General features: G+C 64.9%; 13 protein-coding genes. 11 read left to right on the top strand and 2 right to left on the bottom strand.

Annotated elements, in window-relative coordinates:
- Positions 1-27: 27 nt before the first annotated feature.
- The gene (locus tag N5D48_RS10985; protein WP_279884020.1) at positions 28-765 is read right to left on the bottom strand and encodes a ComF family protein; all 738 of its coding nucleotides are present in this window, start codon (positions 763-765) and stop codon (positions 28-30) included.
- A gap of 89 nt (positions 766-854) precedes the next feature.
- On the opposite strand from N5D48_RS10985, the gene bioB reads away from it, so the two are divergent.
- The 9 genes from bioB (at position 855) to N5D48_RS10940 (ending at position 11,404) form a co-directional block, all read left to right on the top strand.
- On the top strand, positions 855-1,913 hold the full coding sequence (gene bioB / locus N5D48_RS10980; protein WP_279884018.1) for a biotin synthase BioB: 1,059 nt from the start codon (positions 855-857) through the stop codon (positions 1,911-1,913).
- A 2-nt stretch (positions 1,914-1,915) separates the two neighbouring features.
- Positions 1,916-3,088 carry an 8-amino-7-oxononanoate synthase gene (gene bioF, locus N5D48_RS10975; protein WP_279884016.1) on the top strand — a complete coding sequence of 391 codons (1,173 nt, stop codon included), beginning with the start codon at positions 1,916-1,918 and terminating at the stop codon, positions 3,086-3,088.
- Positions 3,081-3,812, top strand: a complete 732-nt coding sequence (locus tag N5D48_RS10970; protein ID WP_279884014.1) for an alpha/beta fold hydrolase — start codon at positions 3,081-3,083, stop codon at positions 3,810-3,812. Before bioF ends, N5D48_RS10970 begins: the two co-directional genes overlap by 8 nt.
- Positions 3,805-4,629 carry a malonyl-ACP O-methyltransferase BioC gene (gene bioC / locus N5D48_RS10965; RefSeq protein WP_279884012.1) on the top strand — a complete coding sequence of 275 codons (825 nt, stop codon included), beginning with the start codon at positions 3,805-3,807 and terminating at the stop codon, positions 4,627-4,629. The genes N5D48_RS10970 and bioC overlap by 8 nt, the downstream gene beginning before the upstream one ends.
- A gap of 1 nt (position 4,630) precedes the next feature.
- On the top strand, positions 4,631-5,311 hold the full coding sequence (gene bioD / locus N5D48_RS10960) for a dethiobiotin synthase (RefSeq protein WP_279884010.1): 681 nt from the start codon (positions 4,631-4,633) through the stop codon (positions 5,309-5,311).
- Positions 5,312-5,490: 179 nt separating this feature from the next.
- Entirely contained in the window at positions 5,491-5,787 is a 297-nt protein-coding gene (locus N5D48_RS10955; RefSeq protein WP_279884008.1) for a pyrroloquinoline quinone biosynthesis protein PqqE, read from the top strand.
- Between the two features lie 268 nt (positions 5,788-6,055).
- Positions 6,056-7,861 (top strand): phenylacyl-CoA dehydrogenase, encoded by a 1,806-nt coding sequence (locus N5D48_RS10950; protein ID WP_279884006.1) that lies wholly within the window; start codon positions 6,056-6,058, stop codon positions 7,859-7,861.
- Between the two features lie 357 nt (positions 7,862-8,218).
- Positions 8,219-9,502, top strand: a complete 1,284-nt coding sequence (locus N5D48_RS10945) for a GGDEF domain-containing protein (RefSeq protein ID WP_279884004.1) — start codon at positions 8,219-8,221, stop codon at positions 9,500-9,502.
- Positions 9,503-9,625: 123 nt separating this feature from the next.
- A complete protein-coding gene (locus tag N5D48_RS10940; protein ID WP_279884002.1) occupies positions 9,626-11,404 on the top strand; it encodes an acyl-CoA dehydrogenase C-terminal domain-containing protein in 1,779 nt (592 codons plus the stop codon).
- 381 nt (positions 11,405-11,785) lie between these two features.
- On the opposite strand, the gene N5D48_RS10935 is transcribed toward N5D48_RS10940, so the two are convergent.
- Positions 11,786-12,709 (bottom strand): LysR family transcriptional regulator, encoded by a 924-nt coding sequence (locus N5D48_RS10935; protein WP_279884000.1) that lies wholly within the window; start codon positions 12,707-12,709, stop codon positions 11,786-11,788.
- 209 nt (positions 12,710-12,918) lie between these two features.
- Between N5D48_RS10935 and N5D48_RS10930 the strand changes: the two genes are divergently transcribed.
- The gene (locus N5D48_RS10930) at positions 12,919-14,196 is read left to right on the top strand and encodes an aminotransferase class III-fold pyridoxal phosphate-dependent enzyme (RefSeq protein WP_279883998.1); all 1,278 of its coding nucleotides are present in this window, start codon (positions 12,919-12,921) and stop codon (positions 14,194-14,196) included.
- 156 nt (positions 14,197-14,352) lie between these two features.
- On the top strand, positions 14,353-14,511 hold the full coding sequence (locus tag N5D48_RS10925) for a YqaE/Pmp3 family membrane protein (protein WP_009681539.1): 159 nt from the start codon (positions 14,353-14,355) through the stop codon (positions 14,509-14,511).
- Positions 14,512-14,526 lie beyond the last annotated feature (15 nt).

Below are 14,526 nucleotides of genomic sequence, written 5' to 3'. Positions count from 1 at the left end.
CGACGTTGCCGCCGTCACCGGGTCAAGTCAAGCCTGATCCGGCTTGGGTGTGCGTGCCAGGCAATAGATATCGACACGGCGGGCGCCGGCCCCGCGCAGCAGTCGGGCCAGCGCCTGGGCGGTCGCGCCGGTGGTCAGCACGTCGTCGACCACCGCCAGGTGCAGGCCGTCGATGTCCGCCTCCTTGGCGAGCGCGAAGGCCCGGCGCAGGTTGCCCCGACGGGCCTTGGCGCCAAGTACCTGCTGGGCCGGGGTGTCACGGATGCGTTCAAGCAGATGTTCGTCGCACGGCAGGCGCAATTGCCTGGCCAGCCAGTGGGCGAGCATCGCCGCCTGGTTGAAACCTCGCTGGCGCAGCCGACCCTTGGCCAGTGGCACGGGCAGCAGTCGGTCGGGGCGCGGCAGGCCTTCTGCGTAGTGATGCTCCAGTGCGTGGCCGAGCAGCTGCGCCATCAGCCGGCCCAGGGGCCACTGTCTGGCATGCTTGAAGCGGCTGACCAGCGTGTCGATGGGAAAGCCGAAAGACCAGGGCGCGATCACCTGGCTGAAGGCTGGCGGACGCTGTTCGCAGCTGATGCAAGCGAGTTCGCCGCAGGCCGTGGGCAAGGCGCAGCGGCGGCAGTGCAGGCCCAGCCACGGCAGTTCGCGTTCGCAGGCCATGCATAGCGGATAGGGCTGCAGGGCGGGTTCGTCACACAATAGGCATGACTGATTGATATTTGTACAGATGTAAACCAGTGTCTTTATGCTTGGTTGACAGTTCATGGGCCTTCCGTGACTATGCGAGCTATCCGTGATGCGCTGGCGGGCTTTCTTCTCCCGGCGTCAGTCAGACCCTAGATAAGGAAACGCCGATGAGCGCCAGTGCAATTGCAACCACACGTCACGATTGGTCCCTGGCCGAGGTCAAGGCGCTGTTCCAGCAGCCGTTCAACGACCTGCTGTTCCAGGCCCAGACCGTCCACCGCGCGCACTTCGACCCCAACCGCGTGCAGGTTTCCACGCTGCTGTCGATCAAGACCGGCGCCTGCCCGGAAGATTGCAAATATTGTCCGCAGTCCGGCCACTACAACACCGGGCTGGAAAAGCAGAAGCTGATGGAAGTGCAGAAGGTGCTGGAAGAGGCCGCCCGGGCCAAGGCCATCGGCTCGACCCGTTTCTGCATGGGCGCGGCGTGGAAGCATCCGTCGGCCAAGGACATGCCGTACGTGCTGGAGATGGTCAAAGGGGTGAAGGCCATGGGCCTGGAGACCTGCATGACCCTCGGCAGGCTCGATCAGGAGCAGACCCAGGCCCTGGCCCAGGCCGGCCTGGACTACTACAACCACAACCTCGACACCTCGCCGGAGTTCTACGGCAGCATCATCACCACCCGCACCTACAGCGAGCGCCTGCAGACCCTGGCCTACGTGCGCGATGCCGGCATGAAGATCTGCTCCGGCGGCATCCTCGGCATGGGCGAGTCGCTGGACGACCGCGCCGGCCTCTTGATCCAGCTGGCCAACCTGCCTGAGCACCCGGAGTCGGTGCCGATCAACATGCTGGTCAAGGTCGCTGGCACGCCGCTGGCCGATGAAGAGGACGTCGACCCGTTCGACTTCATCCGCATGCTGGCCGTGGCCCGGATCCTCATGCCCAAGTCCCACGTGCGCCTGTCCGCCGGCCGCGAGCAGATGAACGAGCAGATGCAGGCCCTGGCCTTCATGGCTGGCGCCAACTCGATCTTCTACGGCGAAAAACTGCTGACCACCGCCAACCCGCAAGCCGACAAGGACATGCAGCTGTTCGCCCGCCTCGGCATCCTGCCCGAAGCCCGCGAAGAGCACGCCGACGAAGTACACCAGGCGGCCATCGAGCAGGCCCTGGTCGAGCAACGCAGCAGCGAGCTGTTCTACGACGCAGCCACGGCCTGAACATGGCTTTCGACCTCGCCGCGCGGCTAGCCGAACGGCGCGCCGCCGACCTTTACCGCCAACGTCCTCTGCTTCAGAGCCCACAGGGGCCGCAGGTGGTGGTCGACGGCCAGCCATTGCTGGCGTTCTGCAGCAACGATTACCTGGGCCTGGCCAACCACCCTGAAGTGATCAAGGCCTGGCGCGAGGGCGCCGAGCGCTGGGGTGTCGGCGGCGGTGCCTCGCACCTGGTGATCGGCCACAGCACACCGCACCATCAGGTGGAAGAGGCCCTGGCCGACCTGACCGGGCGCCCGCGCGCGCTGTTGTTCTCCACCGGCTACATGGCCAACCTCGGCGCGATCACCGCGCTGGTGGGGCAGGGCGACACGGTGCTGCAGGATCGCCTCAACCATGCTTCCCTGCTGGATGGCGGGCTGCTCAGCGGCGCGCGCTTCAGCCGCTACCTGCACAATGATCCGGCCAGCCTGGCCAGCCGCCTGGACAAGGCCAGCGGCAATACCCTGGTGGTCACCGACGGCGTGTTCAGCATGGACGGTGACTGCGCCGACCTGCCGGCCCTGGCCAAGGAGGCCCGCGCCCGTGATGCCTGGCTGATGGTCGACGACGCCCATGGTTTCGGCACGCTCGGCGACAACGGCGGCGGGCTGGTCGAGCACTTCGGCCTCGCTGTCGACGACGTGCCGGTGTTGATCGGCACGCTGGGCAAGGCTTGTGGCACTTCCGGTGCCTTCGTCGCCGGCAGCGAGGAACTGATCGAGGCGCTGGTACAGTTTGCCCGGCCCTATATCTACACCACCAGCCAGCCACCGGCGCTGGCCTGCGCCACCCTCAAGGCCCTGGAGTTGCTGCGCAGCGAGCGTTGGCGTCGCGAGCACCTGGCCGCGTTGATCCGGCAATTCCGCACGGGCGCCGAGCAAATCGGGCTGACGCTGATGGAAAGCCACACCGCGATCCAGCCGATCCTGATCGGCGATGCGGGGCGGGCGCTGACATTGTCCCGGCTGTTGCGCGAACGCGGGCTGCTGGTCACGGCGATTCGACCACCCACCGTGCCCGCTGGCGGCGCGCGCTTGCGCGTGACCTTGAGCGCCGCCCACAGCGAGGCGCAGGTCCAGCTATTGTTGAATGCATTGGCCGAGTGTCATCCACAGCTGGAGTCCGCCGATGCGTAACCGCCTGATCCTACTGCCCGGCTGGGGCCTGGGCACCGCCTCACTGGAACCGCTGGCCGCCAGCCTGCGCGCCCAGGATTCACGCCTGCAAGTCGAGTTGATGCCCCTGCCGGAACTGGCCGACAGTGATCCCCAAGCCTGGATCGAACACCTGGACCGCACGTTGCCGACCGATGTGTGGCTGGGTGGCTGGTCGCTGGGCGGCATGCTCGCCAGCGCCTTGGCGCACAAGCGCGGCGACCACTGCTGTGGCCTGCTCACCCTGGCCAGCAACCCCAGCTTCGTGGCCCGGGCGGACTGGCCGCACGGCATGGCTGCAGATACCTTCGGCACTTTCCTGGATGGTTGCCGCAGCCACACGCACGTCACCCTCAAGCGCTTTCGCACCTTGTGCAGCGAGGGCGCGCAGCAACCGCGCACCCTGCTGCGTCAACTGGGGGTAGGCGTGCCCGACACCGATCCGCTGTACCTGGCCAGAGGCCTCGAAGTGCTGGCCAGCCTCGATACGCGCAGCGCCCTGGAGCAATACGGAGGCCCGCAGCTACATCTGTTCGCCGGCAGTGACGCGCTGGTACCGGTGGAAGCGGCCAAGGCCCTGAGCGACCTGCTGCCGGACGTGGAAGTCGGCCTGGTCGAAGACAGTTCCCATGCCTTCCTGCTGGAGTATCCCCAGGAGTTGGCAGCGGGCATCAAGAGTTTCCTGCATGAGAGTGGTGATGACTGATCTTTCCCGCCCAACCCTGCCCGGCACCTTGCCGGACAAGCGCCAGGTGGCGGCTTCGTTCTCCCGCGCGGCGGCCAGCTACGACAGTGTCGCGGCCCTGCAGCGCGCCGTGGGCATGGCGCTGCTGGCGCGGCTGCCCGCCGGGTTCACGCCTGCGCGCTGGCTCGACCTGGGCAGCGGCACTGGGCATTTCAGTCGGATGTTGGGCGAGCGTTTCGCCGCCGCCGACGGCGTGGCGGTGGACATCGCCGAGGGCATGTTGCGCCATGCCCGCGGGCAGGGCGGTGCCCGGCATCATGTGGCGGGCGACGCCGAGCGCCTACCCTTGCGTGACGGTTGCGTCGACCTGCTGTTCAGCAGCCTGGCGGTGCAGTGGTGCGGACAGTTCGCCAGTGTGCTGGGCGAAGCTCGGCGGGCCCTGCGCCCTGGTGGTGTGCTGGCGTTCAGCAGCCTGTGCGTGGGCACCCTCGACGAGCTGCGCGCCAGCTGGCAGGCGGTGGACGGCATGGTGCACGTCAATCGTTTCCGGCGTTTCGAGGACTACCAGCGCCTGTGCGCCGAAAGCGGCTTGGATCTGCTCGAACTGGATCGCCGTCCTCACGTGTTGCATTACCCCGATGTGCGCAGCCTGACCCATGAACTCAAGGCACTGGGCGCGCACAACCTCAACCCGGGGCGTCCATCGGGGCTTACCGGGCGCGCGCGAATGCAAGGCCTGTTGCAGGCCTACGAGCAGTTCCGCCAGCCGCAGGGCCTGCCCGCCACCTATCAGGTGGTCTACGGTGTGTTGCGTAAACCGTTGGCGCAGGAGTCGTGAGATGAGCCAGGCCTACTTCATCGCAGGTACCGACACCGATGTCGGCAAGACCACCATCGCCGCAGGGCTGCTGCATGCGGCGCGTCAGCTCGGCCTCAGCACGCTGGCGGCCAAGCCAGTGGCGTCCGGGTGCTCGGTCACGCCAAAAGGGCTGCGCAACAGCGATGCCCTGGCGCTGATCGATGAAAGCTCGATCAAGCTGCCTTACGAGGCCATCAACCCGTTCGCCTTCGAGCCGGCCATCGCCCCGCACGTGGCGGCGCGCGAGGCCGGCGTGGCGCTGAGCGTACCGACGCTGCGCGATGCCATGCAGCAGGTGCTGGAGCAGCGTGCCGACTTCACCTTGATCGAGGGCGCCGGTGGCTGGCGTGTGCCGCTGTCCGATCATGCCAACCTCTCGGACCTTGCCATCGCCCTGAAACTGCCGGTGATCCTGGTGGTCGGCGTGCGCCTGGGGTGTATCAACCACGCACTGCTCAGCGCCGAGGCCATCGCTCGGGACGGGCTGCAACTGGCCGGCTGGGTGGCGAATATCGTCGATCCGCGGACATCGCGCCTGGAAGAGAACCTCTCCAGCCTGGCCGAGCGCTTGCCGGCACCGTGCCTCGGACGTGTACCCTGGCTCAAGCAGGCGGGGCCGGACGCGGTGGCCGAGCACTTGCAGCTGGATCTGCTGGATTAGCCTCTGCTCGATCTGGCGCTCCCATGAATTGCTGATGGCCAGGCGCTGCCAATGAAAGGCACCGTTCCATCGCCCAATCTATTAAATGGCACTAGGCCATTAGCGATTTAAACGGGCCTTTTGCCTGATGTGCTGCTTTAATAAGCTCTGTTTCCCCTTCAGCGTCACGGAGTCCTGACATGGAAATCAATGCGAGCTCCGCTTTCTACGCGGGCCTTGGCGCCATCCAGAACGGCCAGAACCGTGTCGACCAGGCCGCCCAGCAGATCGCCAGCGGTGCGGTCGAGCGCGGGGCCGGTGGCCAGTCCACCGAGTACCAGGCCGAACGCCTGCGTGGTGTCGACCGCAGCCAGCAACTGGACCTGGCCACCAGCACCGTCCAGTTGGCCCTGGGCAAGCATGAGGTCGAACTGGGCGCCAAGGTCGCCAAGGCTTCGGACGAAATGCTCGGTCGCTTCATCGACACCTACGTCTGACCTGCCGGCTCGTCCGGCAACGCATCGCGGGGCAAGCCCGCTCCCACGCCCCGTCTAATGACATTGCGTGGGAGCGGGCTTGCCCCGCGATGCGTTTGAAGAGGCTTGGCATAAATGTCGTGTTCGGCGGCTTAAATGACACTACTGACCCACCTTGACAATGAGATCACCTAAACGTAAGTTTCAAACAACTGTTTGACCGAAAGCCGCCAAGAGCTGGTCGGTATCAGCGGTCTCCCTACCGAACTCATCACAGAGGTTCATCGCAATGCCTGATTACAAAGCCCCCTTGCGTGATATCCGCTTCGTTCGCGACGAGCTGCTCGGCTATGAGGCGCACTATCAGAGCCTGCCGGGCTGCCAGGACGCCACCCCCGACATGGTCGACGCGATCCTGGAAGAAGGCGCGAAATTCTGTGAAGAGGTCCTGGCCCCGCTGAACCGCGTCGGCGACCTGGAAGGCTGCACCTGGAGCGAATCGGGCGTTAAGACCCCGACTGGCTTCAAGGAAGCCTACAAGCAATTCGTCGAAGGCGGCTGGCCTAGCCTGGCGCACGATGTCGACCATGGCGGCCAAGGCCTGCCGGAGTCGCTGGGCCTGGCGCTGAGCGAGATGGTGGGTGAGTCCAACTGGTCGTGGGGCATGTACCCGGGCCTGTCCCACGGCGCGATGAACACCATCTCCGCCCATGGCACCCCCGAGCAGCAGCACACCTACCTGACCAAGCTGGTGTCCGGCGAGTGGACCGGCACCATGTGCCTGACCGAGCCGCACTGCGGCACCGACCTGGGCATGCTGCGTACCAAGGCCGAGCCTCAGGCCGACGGCAGCTACAAGGTTTCCGGCACCAAGATCTTCATCTCGGCCGGTGAGCACGACATGGCCGACAACATCGTTCATATCGTCCTGGCCCGCCTGCCCGACGCACCGGCCGGCACCAAAGGCATCTCGCTGTTCATCGTGCCGAAGTTCCTGCCCAACGCCGAAGGCGGCGCGGGCGAGCGCAACGGCGTGAGCTGCGGTTCCCTCGAGCACAAGATGGGCATTCACGGCAACGCCACCTGCGTGATGAACTTCGACGGCGCCACCGGCTACCTGATCGGCCCGGCCAACAAGGGCCTGAACTGCATGTTCACCTTCATGAACACCGCTCGCCTGGGTACCGCGCTGCAAGGCCTGGCCCACGCCGAGGTGGCGTTCCAGGGCGGCCTGAAGTACGCCCGTGACCGCCTGCAGATGCGCTCGCTGACCGGCCCGAAAGCACCGGACAAGGCCGCCGACCCGATCATCGTCCACCCGGACGTGCGCCGCATGCTGCTGACCATGAAGGCCTTCGCCGAAGGCAACCGTGCGATGGTGTACTTCACCGCCAAGCAGGTGGACATCGTCAAGTACAGCCAGGACGAAGAGGAGCGCAAGAAGGCCGACGCCCTGCTGGCCTTCCTGACCCCGATCGCCAAGGCGTTCATGACCGAAGTCGGCTTCGAGGCCGCCAACCACGGCGTGCAGATCTACGGCGGCCATGGCTTCATCGCCGAGTGGGGCATGGAGCAGAACGTGCGCGACAGCCGTATCTCCATGCTGTACGAAGGCACCACCGGCATTCAGGCGCTCGATCTGCTCGGTCGCAAGGTTCTGATGACCCAGGGCGAGGCACTCAAGGGCTTCACCAAGATCGTCCACAAGTTCTGCCAGTCCCAGGAAGGCAACGAGGCTACCAAGGAGTTCGTCGAGCCACTGGCCGCGATCAACAAGGAGTGGGGCGAGCTGACCATGAAGATCGGCATGGCTGCGATGAAGGACCGCGAGGAAGTCGGTGCTGCTTCGGTGGACTACCTGATGTACTCCGGCTATGCCTGCCTGGCCTACTTCTGGGCCGACATCGCTCGCCTGGCGGCCGAGAAACTGGCGGCCGGCACCAGCGAAGAGGCGTTCTACACCGCCAAGCTGCAGACCGCGCGTTTCTACTTCCAGCGCATCCTGCCGCGTACCCGTTCGCACGTGGCGGCGATCCTGTCCGGCGCCAACAACCTGATGGCGATGAAGGAAGAAGACTTCGGTCTGTCCATCTAAGCCGGTTGCTTGCATGAAAACCGCCTGCCCTCACCGGCAGGCGGTTTTTTTTCGCCTGGGCTTCCACGCCTGCCCCCTGTAGGAGCGGCCTTGTGCCGCGAAAGGGCTGCAAAGCAGTCCCGGCGATCTTTGCATCAATGCTGAAATCCTGGGGCCGCTGCGCAGCCCTTTCGCGACGCAAGGCCGCTCCTACAGGGATCGCGCAACATCAGGAATGTCGCATCCAGTAACGAGAAAGTCTCAAGCTTCGCTTCTGATCTGCCGTTAAAGCGGGCACCTGTACTCATCTATTCATGTGCGTTGCCGATGAAGTAAGGGCACAATGCCATTATTGATCTGCCGGGTCGGAGATTACCCTTGTTTCGTCTATCCGCTGTACGCGCGAGCCATTTCCTGCCTTCGCTGATTCTGCTGCTGGCGGGGCTCGCCGCAGCCTATGTGAGGGACCTCAGCGTCTTCTTCACATCGCTGTTCAATGTATTGCCCACCTTGGTCCTGTTGCTGGGCGGCGCCTATTGCGCGGTGTATCGCCGCCAGCGCGAGCTGTTCCTGATGGTCACGGTGTACATCGCCTATTTCCTGCTCGACACCCAGACCGACTTCTACCGCGACAATGGCCGGGTCCGCGAAGACGCGGCGGTGATCTTCCACCTGGTCTGTCTGTTGCTGCCGGCGCTGTTCGGTCTGTATGCGGCCTGGCAGGAGCGTACGCACCTGGCCCAGGACATGCTTGCCCGCTTCGCCGTGCTGTTCGCCGTGGGCAGCGTCGCGGTGGCGCTGGAGCAGAGCTTTCCCGAGGCGCTGCTGGGCTGGCTGGCGGAAATCCGCTGGCCTGCGCTGCATGGCCAGTGGATGAGCCTGATCCAGCTCGCCTACCCGTTGTTCCTCGCTGTGTTCATCCTGCTGGTGGTGCAGTACCTGCGCCAGCCAAGGCCCTTGCATGCCGCGCAGATCATCGGCTTGATCGGCATCTTCTGGATGTTGCCCAAGACCTTCATCCTGCCGTTCACCCTCAACATCATGTGCAGCCAGGTGATGCTGATGATTGCCGCCGCAGTGTCCCACGAGGCTTACCAGATGGCCTTCCGCGACGAGCTGACCGGCCTGCCCGGCCGCCGTGCCCTGAACGAGCGCATGCAGCGGCTGGGGCGCAATTACGTGATCGCCATGACCGACGTCGACCACTTCAAGAAATTCAACGACACCCACGGTCACGACGTTGGCGACCAGGTGCTGCGCCTGGTCGCCAGCCGCCTGTCCAAGGTCACGGGCGGCGGACGTGCCTATCGTTACGGTGGTGAGGAGTTCGCGCTGGTGTTCGCGGGCAAGACGGCCGAAGAATGCCTGCCGCACCTGGAAGCGGTGCGCGAGATGATCGCCAACTATGCGATTCAGTTGCGCGACCAGAGCAACCGTCCGCAGGACGACTCAGCCGGACGGCAGCGCCGTGGTGGCAGCGCAAGCAGCACCGTCTCGGTGACCATCAGCATCGGTGTGGCCGAACGCCAGGCCGAGCATCGCAACCCCGACGAAGTGCTCAAATCGGCCGACCAGGCCCTGTATGGCGCCAAGGGCGCGGGGCGCAACTGCGTGATGACATTCGGTCAGCAGTCGCAGCGTGGGGCGGTTCGCATGGCGTGACCATGGCTGACCATTCAGTCGCATGATGACCCTATGTCTCGTAAAAGTTGTTCGGTTACACTGCGTTCATCCCAGTGCCGCGGCTCCGACGGGCCGCCCCGACCCCGATAGCGAGAGGTTGTCATGGCTGAATATAAAGCGCCCCTGCGCGACATGCGCTTCGTTCTCAATGAAGTCTTCGACGTGGCCACCCTGTGGTCGCAGCTGCCCGGCCTGGCCGAGGTGGTCGATGCGGATACCGCCATGGCCGTGCTGGAAGAGGCCGGCAAGGTCACCGGTAAGTCCATCGCCCCGCTGAGCCGCGCCGCCGACGAAGAGGGCTGTCACTGGGACAACGGCGCGGTGCGCACCCCGGCCGGTTTCATCGAGGCCTACCAGACCTTCGCCGAAGGTGGCTGGGTCGGCGTTGGCGGTGATCCGGCGTTCGGCGGCATGGGCATGCCCAAGGCCATCTCGGCGCAAGTCGAAGAGATGGTCAACGCCTCGAGCCTGGCCTTCGGCCTGTACCCGATGCTGACCGCGGGCGCCTGCCTGTCGATCAACGCCCACGCCAGCGAAGCGTTGAAGGAGAAATACCTGCCGAACATGTATGCCGGCGTCTGGGCCGGCTCCATGTGCCTCACCGAGCCCCACGCCGGCACCGACCTGGGGATCATCCGCACCAAGGCCGAGCCCCAGGCCGACGGCAGCTACAAGGTCAGCGGCACCAAGATCTTCATCACCGGTGGCGAGCACGACCTCACCGAGAACATCATCCACCTGGTCCTGGCCAAGCTTCCGGACGCCCCGGCGGGTCCGAAAGGCATCTCGTTGTTCCTGGTGCCCAAGTTCCTGGTCAACGAAGACGGCAGCCTCGGCGCGCGCAACCCGGCCAACTGCGGCTCGATCGAGCACAAGATGGGCATCCAGGGATCCGCCACCTGTGTGATGAACTTCGACGAAGCGGTCGGCTATATCGTCGGCGAGCCGAACAAAGGCCTGGCGGCGATGTTCACCATGATGAACTATGAGCGCCTGGGCGTCGGTATCCAGGGCCTGGCCTCGGCCGAGCGCTCCTACCAGAATGCCGTGGAGTACGCCCGCGACCGCCTGCAGAGCCGTGCCCCGACTGGCCCGCAGGCCAAGGACAAGGTGGCAGACCCGATCATCGTCCATCCCGACGTGCGTCGCATGCTGCTGACCATGAAGGCGCTGATCGAGGGCGGTCGCGCGTTCTCCACCTACGTGGCGATGCAACTCGACACCGCCAAGTACAGCGAAGACGCCGCGACCCGCAAGCGCAGCGAGGAACTGGTGGCACTGCTGACCCCCGTGGCCAAGGCTTTCCTCACCGATTTGGGCCTGGAGTGCACCGTGCATGGCCAGCAGGTGTTCGGCGGCCATGGTTACATTCGCGAGTGGGGCCAGGAGCAGCTGGTGCGCGATGTGCGCATCACCCAGATCTACGAAGGCACCAACGGTATTCAGGCCCTGGACCTGATGGGCCGCAAGGTGGTGGCCAGCGGTGGCGCCTACTACAAGCTGTTCGCCGATGAGATCCGCCAGTTCATCGCCACTGCCGGCGGCGACCTGGGTGAGTTCACCAAGCCTCTGGCGGCGTCCCTTGACCAGCTCGACGAACTGACGGCCTGGGTGCTGGACCAGGCCAAGGGCAACCCCAACGAGATCGGCGCGGCCTCGGTCGAGTACCTGCAGGCATTCGGCTATGTCGCCTATGGCTACATGTGGGCGCTGATGGCGCGCACCGCCAAGGCCGCTGAAGGGGATGCGGACTTCTATGGTGCCAAGCTGGGGACGGCGCGGTTCTACTTCTCCCGCCTGCTGCCACGGGTCCACTCCCTGGTGGCATCGGTGAAGGCGGGGAGCGAGTCGCTCTACCTGCTGGACGCCGCGCAGTTCTGACCATTCACGGGCTGCTACGCAGCCCGTCGCATCACAAGGCCGCTCCTGGGGGATGTCATCCGCCCGCAGGAGCGGCCTTTTGCTTTGGTAGAGCGGCATGTTTGCGAATGAACCTTTTTTGTAAGCTTTGGCTTACATGGCGTGGTGACTTTTCGCCTCTTTCCTAAGATTGGATCCACGGTTACTCTTTGTTTCATGGACGCAGCGCAGGACGCGCAATGGACAGAGCAGGACGCCTTACACGGAAGTAGCGCAGGAAGCGCAGACAGATAGAACAGGGACACGAAGGATTTCCTGCCAGGAAGGCGGGGCGATAGGGATATCGAAAGGGAAACAGTCTGGAGAACCCCGCTTAGGCGGGGTTTTCTTTGTGCGCGTGTTTCAGCCCAGCACGTCCAGTGGCGAGACGCCCAGCTGGCGGGCGTCGGCTTCTTCCTCGAGCAAGGCCCGCAGCAGCTCTACCGAGGCCTGCTGGCGCTGGGCATCGCGGAACACTAGACCGATCCTCAGCGGCACCCGAGGCTCGCTCAACGGCTTCCACAGCAGTTGCTGGTCGTCTTGCGCGGCATCCTTGGCCCGGCCTGGCAGGATGGTAGCCAGGGCGGTGTGCGCCAGGCTGTCGAGAATCCCCGCCATGTTGTTCATCTCCGCCTGCACCTGCGGCCTGCGCCCCTGGCTGGCCAGTTGCGCCTTCCAGATCTGGCGGATCTGGAATTCCTCGCCGAGCATCAGCATCGGCAGCTCCGCCGCCTGGCGGATCGAGACCTTCTTGAAGTCCTTCAGCGGGTGGGTATTGGGGATGACCAGCTGCAGTTCGTCCTCGTACAGCAGCAAACCATGCAACCCCGGCTGACGCGGTGGCAGGTAGCTGATGCCGATGTCCAGGCTGCCATTGAGCAGGCGCCGCTCGATCTCCGAGCCCGACAGTTCGTAGATCTGTACCACCAGGTGCGGCTGCGCCTTGCGCACCCGTTCCAGCAGTCGTGGCACCAGGCTTGGCCGTACGGTCTGCAGCACGCCGATGGCCAGTGTGCGCAGCGACTGCCCCTTGAAGTTGTCCATGGCCTCGTGGGCGCGTTGCAGGCCGTCGAGCAAGGGCACGGCGTGGTTGTACAGGGTGTGGGCCGCGAGCGTCGGCAGCAGGCGCTTGTTGCTACGCTCGAACAGGTTCAGGTCGAGGCCGTGCTCCAGCTGGCGAATCTGCTGGGACAGCGCTGGTTGCGACAGCGACAGGCGTTCGGCGGCGCGGCCGACGTGGCCTTCTTCGTAGACCGCGACGAAGTAACGCAGTTGGCGAAAATCCATAAGATTTGATTATCGAAAAAGCTGAAAAAACGAAATGGCCGCGAACCGGCTGGAGGCCTAGTCTATCGCCGTATTCCAAAGGGTTACAGCGCTTGATCGAGCGATTGTTGCCCAGGATGAAAAACACTTTTGATAGGCAAGGCAAAATATTCATGAGCGGCATACGACCGCAGCCTTGACCGCCACCACCGTGATTGGTCGGAGCCCCGATGAACCTGTTCAACCTGCGCCGTTCGGCACCCGTCGTCGCCGAGCCCAAGCGAGCTCCGGTGATCGAGCCGGCCAACGCGCAGCCTTCCCGTGAGCGGCTGATGCCTGGCGTCGAACGTGCGTCGCAGGTGTTCGTGCGCGGTCAGGGCTCTTGGTTGTGGGACAGCGAAGGGCATGCCTACCTGGACTTCACCCAGGGCTGCGCGGTGAACAGTCTGGGCCACAGCCCCAGCGTGCTGGTCAAGGCGCTGGGCAGCCAGGCCCAAGCCTTGATCAATCCGGGCGCGGGCTACCATAGCCGTGGCCTGCTGAGCCTGGCCGAACTGCTGTGCCGGAGCACCGGCAGCGACCAGGCCTACCTGCTCAACAGTGGTGCCGAAGCCTGTGAAGGGGCGATCAAGCTGGCGCGCAAGTGGGGCCAACTGCACCGTGGCGGCGCCTATCACATCATCACCGCCAGCCAGGGCTGTCATGGGCGCAGCCTGGGGGCGTTGTCGGCGTCCGACCCGCTGCCGTGCAATCGCTGCGAGCCGGGCCTGCCTGGTTTCAGCAAGGTGCCGTTCAACGACCTGGCGGCGCTGCATGCCGCCGTGGATTCGCGGACTGTCGCGATCATGCTCGAACCGATCCAGGGCGAGGCCGGGGTGATTCCGGCCACTGGCGAATACCTCAAGGGCGTCGAGCAGCTGTGCCGCGAACTGGGCATCCTGCTGATCCTCGACGAGGTGCAGACCGGTGTAGGGCGTTGCGGTGCGCTATTGGCGGAAGAAACCTACGACGTGCGTGCCGATATCGTCACGCTGGGCAAGGGGCTGGGCGGTGGCGTGCCGCTGGCGGCGCTGCTGGCCCGTGGCACGGCCTGCTGCGCCGAGCCGGGCGAGCTGGAAGGCAGCCACCATGGCAACGCGCTGATGAGCGCCGTTGGCCTCGCGGTGCTGCGCACCGTGCTGGAGCCGGGTTTCTTCGAGCAGGTCCGGGACAGCGGTCGCCACCTGCGCGATGGCCTTAGCCGCCTGGCCGGCCGCTACGGCCAGGGCGAGGTGCGTGGCCAGGGCCTGTTGTGGGCCTTGCAATTGCGTGAGGACAGTGCTCGGGCATTGGTGGAGGCGGCGCTGCGCGAGGGCTTGCTGCTCAATGCCGCGCAGCCCGATGTGGTGCGCTTCTCGCCAGCGCTGACGGTGAGCAAGGGCAACATCGACGAGATGTTGCTGCGCCTGGCCCGGGCGTTCGCCCGCCTGCATGCCCAGCAGCACAACCGCCGCGAAGTACCGGCCTGACCGGTTGCGCCGGCCTACAGAATTTCAACGAACCGTCTCGCGTTCCTGCGCATCGCCCCTGGCCTGAAATGCATGGCCCGGGGCGTTTTTTTGCCCGGTGGAACCTCTGCCAGGCATGGCTAGTCTGTGTTGATACACCCTCAAGGAGCGCATCGCATGGACTTCATCCGCATCATCATCGCCATCATCCTGCCGCCGCTGGGCGTATTTCTTCAGGTCGGCTTCGGTGGCGCATTCTGGCTGAACATCCTGCTGACCCTGCTGGGCTATATCCCCGGGATCGTGCATGCGGTGTACATCATCGCCAAGCGCTAGGGGACACTCGGACCC

This window comes from Pseudomonas sp. GD03858 (assembly GCF_029840925.1).
GTDB lineage: Bacteria > Pseudomonadota > Gammaproteobacteria > Pseudomonadales > Pseudomonadaceae > Aquipseudomonas.
This window is presented reverse-complemented; position numbering and strand designations above follow the sequence as displayed.